Genomic DNA, 3,387 nt, shown 5'->3' with positions numbered 1-3,387 from the left:
AAAAACGCGCCGCTGGCTTAGGGCACAGCGGCGCGTTTGAATGGAATGTATAGAGGCGATTGACTTCGTTTTATTTAGAACTTCACATGACGTCTCTGCAGACCTGGCAACGACCTACTCTCCCGCGTCTTAAGACGAAGTACCATCGGCGCAGGGGCGTTTCACGGCCGAGTTCGGAATGGGATCGGGTGCAGCCACCCCGCCATAATCACCAGGTCAGCGGAGACGTCATATGACTTCTATTTCTGGTCTATTCTGGATTGTAATGCCTACGCCCATCGTGCTCTGCGCTACGGCCCGTTAGGGCTCAGCGGCCAAGTGGCCGCCGTCGCTGAGCGACGCCTCGCGGAGGAGCCGGCGCGAGGCGCCGAACAGCTCCGTGAGCGATATCGATGAGCATTGCTAAATGAGAGCAATCAAGCCAATCGAGTTATTAGTACCGGTAAGCTACACGCCTTGCAGCGCTTCCACACCCGGCCTATCAACGTGGTAGTCTTCCACGACTCTCGAGGGAGAACTCGTTTTGAGGTGGGTTTCCCGCTTAGATGCTTTCAGCGGTTATCCCGTCCGTACATAGCTACCCTGCTGTGCCGTTGGCACGACAACAGGTCCACCAGAGGTACGTCCATCCCGGTCCTCTCGTACTAAGGACAGATCCTCTCAATTCTCCTACACCTACGGCAGATAGGGACCGAACTGTCTCGCGACGTTCTGAACCCAGCTCACGTACCACTTTAAATGGCGAACAGCCATACCCTTGGGACCTGCTCCAGCCCCAGGATGTGATGAGCCGACATCGAGGTGCCAAACGACGCCGTCGATATGGACTCTTGGGCGTCATCAGCCTGTTATCCCCGGCGTACCTTTTATCCGTTGAGCGATGGCCCTCTCACAAAGAACCACCGGATCACTATGACCGTCTTTCGACTCTGCTCGACTTGTCAGTCTTGCAGTCAGGCTGGCTTATGCCATTGCACTCGACGGTTGATTTCCGACCAACCTGAGCCAACCTTCGTACGCCTCCGTTACGATTTAGGAGGCGACCGCCCCAGTCAAACTGCCCACCATGCGCTGTCCCGGATCCGGATAACGGACCGCGGTTAGACAACCATAATCACTAGGGTGGTATTTCACATTTCGGCTCCACCCGAGCTAGCGCCCAGGTTTCATAGCCTACCACCTATTCTACACAAGCAGTCACGATTGCCAGTGCAAAGTTGCAGTAAAGGTGCACGGGGTCTTTCCGTCTAACCGCAGGAACCCCGCATCTTCACGGGGAATTCAATTTCACTGAGTGTGTGCTGGAGACAGTGGGGAAGTCGTTACGCCATTCGTGCAGGTCGGAACTTACCCGACAAGGAATTTCGCTACCTTAGGACCGTTATAGTTACGGCCGCCGTTTACTGGGGCTTCGATTCAAGGCTTGCACCTCTCCTCTTAACCTTCCAGCACCGGGCAGGCGTCAGGCCATATACGTCGTCGTTGGACTTAGCATAGCCCTGTGTTTTAGGTAAACAGTCGCCACCCCCTAGTTTGTGTCCTGCCCTTCCGGTTGCCCGAAAAGACAGCCTGCTTCTCCCGAAGTTACGCAGGTAATTTGCCGAGTTCCTTCAGCACACTTCGCTCAAGCTCCTTGGTATTCTCTACCAGTCCACCTGTGTCGGTTTCGGGTACGGTCTACGTGGGGGCTATTTCCAGGGACACATTCGCTGCCTCGGCAATCCAATAAGCCTCGACAACTTGCTGCATCCGTCACACACCCACTGGCCCACGAATATTAACGTGGTTCCCATCGACTACGGCTTTCGCCCTCGCCTTAGGGGCCGGCTAACCCTGCGCAGATTAACTTTACGCAGGAACCCTTGGACTTTCGGAGGAAGTGTTTCTCACACTTCTTTCGTTACTCATGTCTGCATTCGCACTTCCGATACCTCCAGGAGCCCTCACGGGTCTCCCTTCACAGGCTTACGGAACGCTCCGCTACCGCGTGCATTGCTGCACACCCGCGTCTTCGGTACACTGCTTTAGCCCCGTTACATTTTCGGCGCAGGAACCCTTGTTTAGACCAGTGAGCTGTTACGCTTTCTTTAAATGATGGCTGCTTCTAAGCCAACATCCTGGTTGTTATGGGATTCCCACATCCTTTCACACTTAGCAGTGATTTAGGGACCTTAGACGGCGATCAGGGTTGTTTCCCTCTTCACGACGGACGTTAGCACCCGCCGTGTGTCTCCCAGATAGTACTTCCAGGTATTCGGAGTTTACTTAGGTTTGGTAACCCTGTAGGGGCCCCTAGCCCATGTAGTGCTCTACCCCCTGGAGTATTCATCTGAGGCTCTACCTAAATAGATTTCGCGGAGAACCAGCTATTTCCTGCCTTGATTGGCCTTTCACCCCTTGCCACAGTTCATCCGAGGCTTTTTCAACAGACACCGGTTCGGTCCTCCAGTGGGTGTTACCCCACTTTCAACCTGACCATGGCAAGATCGACAGGTTTCGGGTCTAATCCGACGAACTGAACGCCCTGTTCAGACTCGCTTTCGCTACGCCTACAGCTATCGCCTTAAGCTTGCTCGTCAGACTAAGTCGCAGACCCATTATACAAAAGGTACGTCGTCACCCTTGCGGGCTCCGACTGTTTGTAGGCATCCGGTTTCAGGTACTATTTCACTCCCCTCGTCGGGGTGCTTTTCACCTTTCCCTCACGGTACTGGTGCACTATCGGTCGGTAAGGAGTACTTAGGCTTGGAGGGTGATCCCCCCATGTTCAAACAGGATTGCACGTGTCCCGTTCTACTCGAGGATAAAGCTCTGCATTACCTGTACGGGGCTGTCACCCGCTGAGGCCCACCTTTCCAGATGGTTCCAGTTGTCATTGCTTTATCACTGGCCTAGTCCGCTTTCGCTCGCCACTACTCGCGGAGTCTCGGTTGATGTCCTTTCCTCCAGGTACTGAGATGTTTCAGTTCCCTGGGTTTGCTTTTAACCCCTATGTATTCAGGGCTAAATACCTTCTGATGACACCCTGAAATCCGCACCCGCTTTCACAGGTGCAAATTTCAAGATGTCGAAGGTGGGTTTCCCCATTCGGAAATCTTCGGATCAACGGCTGTTCGCGCCTTCCCGAAGCTTATCGCAGCGTACCACGTCCTTCATCGCCTCTTACCGCCAAGGCATCCACCAGATGCCCTTAAGTCACTTGATCGCTCTCATTTGCAATGCTCACCACACAAGGCATCCAACACCTACCCCTCGGCAAAGAAGGAGTGCCAATCACCAAGCGCGTTTGACTGTGAGCATTATTCCAGAAAGACCAGGTCCATTCACGAGAGCCACACACCAAAGCATGCAGCCCGCATAAACGAACCAGAAGTCAATCAGACTAAA

2 rRNA genes are annotated in these 3,387 nt (G+C 53.9%); both read right to left on the bottom strand.

Annotation, left to right across the window (positions count from 1 at the left end):
* Nucleotides 1-101 precede the first annotated feature (101 nt).
* Nucleotides 102-216, bottom strand: a 5S ribosomal RNA gene (gene rrf / locus G359_RS00285).
* A gap of 196 nt (nt 217-412) precedes the next feature.
* Nucleotides 413-3,205, bottom strand: a 23S ribosomal RNA gene (locus tag G359_RS00280).
* Nucleotides 3,206-3,387 lie beyond the last annotated feature (182 nt).

This window comes from Hyphomicrobium sp. 99 (assembly GCF_000384335.2).
Lineage (GTDB): Bacteria > Pseudomonadota > Alphaproteobacteria > Rhizobiales > Hyphomicrobiaceae > Hyphomicrobium_B.
Note: the sequence above shows the minus strand (reverse complement) of the source record. Positions and strands in the feature narration are given on the sequence as shown.